The following is a 1850-nucleotide window of genomic DNA, read 5'->3' as shown; positions in this document are numbered from 1 at the left end:
TTCCCGCGACGGCTGCCTTCGGTGGGTACCGATGCCGAAATAAGAGATTCTGAAACGACGGTCGCGGTTCCACGTTGCTCCCCTGGTGCCGGGCACTCATCCAGCATCATTCTGTGTTTTTTACAATTATTTTGATCATCTGACACTGCCCATTATGGAGGGGCAGCCTGCTCTCGGTCGCGGCTGTCATCGTTGCGTTGCGCTAAGTGGTCGGCGCTGGAAGTCCTTCGGGGGTTGTCGGATGCCAGGTGGATGCGTCGCGAGGCGGAGGAGGCCCCGGTAGCGGTGTTCTACCGGGGCCGACGACAACGAAGCGAGGCGCCGGCTGGCGCCGGCAGGCCCTGGATGAACTTCCGGCGCCGACCACTAAGGGACGTGTGCCGCGGACGGTCACCGAGCGAGCCGGCCCGCCGGCGTCCACACTCGGGTGACAACCGGGGAGCCACCAGGCATGCGCTGGTAACGAGGTAGCTGCGATGGAACGCTGGACGCGCGCGATGATCCGTTATCGATGGGCTGTCGTAGCGGTCTGGGCGGTTGTGTTCGTCATGTCGAGCGCGGCCGCGTCCGGGTTGAGTGGCCTCCTGACGAACCGCTTCACGCTTCCCGGTACCGACACCCAGCGGGCGGAGAAGATTCTTGAGGACCGTTTCGGCCAGCGGACGACCGGTTCCTTCATGCTTGTCGTACGTACCGCGCCGGGGTCTGCCAGCCAGCTCGTGCCCGCGGTCGACCAGGCGGCTCACCGCGCGGCCGGTGTTCTTCCCAGCGGGGTGGTCGCATCGGTGCAACCGCTGTCCGACTCCGTTGTCAGTGCCCGTATCGTGTCAAATCTCGAGCCGGCCGACGCGAAGGGCTACACCGGCACGATGCGTGCCGCGGCCGGCACTGTGCCGGGTGCACAGCTCTACGTCACCGGCCAGGCCGCGATCGAGCATGATCTTGATCCAGTGTTCAAACGTGACCTCCAGATCGGCGAGCTCTACATCGCCATTCCGATCGCGCTCGTCATCCTCGCGTTCGTCTTCGGGACGCTCGCCTTTCTCCTCCCTCTGATCTTTGCGGCGGCGGCGATCCCCGCGACCCTGGCGATCATTTGGATCTTCGCGCACTACATGGAGCTGTCGACCTACCTGCAGAACCTGGTCACGCTGATCGGCCTGGGCATCGCCGTCGACTACTCGTTGCTGATCATTTACCGTTATCGGGAGGAGCTGCGGCGCGGCAGGGAAAGACCGGACGCGATCGTCGCCACGATGCGGACAGCCGGCCGCGCGGTCGTGTTCAGCGGCACGGCAGTCGCCATCGGTCTCGCGCTCATGCTGGCCATGCCGGTGCCGTTCATGCGTGGTTTCGGCCTCGGGGGCCTGTTCATCCCGGTCGTCTCGGTCATCTGCGCGCTCACGCTGCTACCCGTGCTGCTGTACTTCCTGGCCGCGAAGCTCGATCGGGTGCGGCTCCTACCGCACTCCATCACCGAGCGGCGGGAGGCGGAGGAGAACTTCTGGGCGCGTTTCGCACGGGCGATCATGCGCCATCCGGTGGCCATCGCAGCTGGCACCACAGCTTTGCTCGGCACGCTTGCGCTGCCCGTCACCGCCCTTGAGCTCGGGCCGGGCTCGAACAAGGGCATCCCGCGCAATCTCGAGAGCGTCCAGGGCCTCGACATTCTCTCCGGGGCAGTCGGCGGGGGCGCGCTGGCACCGACGGCAGTCGTTATTGATACCCACCAGCCCGGTGGAGCGGATGATCCACAGCTGCGCGCCGCGCTCAGCCGGTTCCAGGATGGCCTGCACGCCGACCCGGAGGTCGCCGCGGTCGTCTTCGACCCGTCTGCCGCTTCGTCCGGT

Annotated in this window: 1 protein-coding gene; it reads left to right on the top strand. The window is 65.9% G+C overall.

Translation table 11 applies throughout. The features are described 5' to 3' along the window. Nucleotides 1-476 precede the first annotated feature (476 nt). On the top strand, nt 477-1850 hold a 1374-nt coding region (locus MJ783_RS17070; protein ID WP_239311461.1), incomplete at its 3' end, for an MMPL family transporter.

The organism is Protofrankia sp. Cj3, assembly GCF_917627355.1.
Taxonomy (GTDB): domain Bacteria; phylum Actinomycetota; class Actinomycetes; order Frankiales; family Frankiaceae; genus Protofrankia.
The sequence above is the reverse complement of the archived record's forward strand: the minus strand, read 5'-3'. Positions and strand labels throughout refer to the sequence as shown.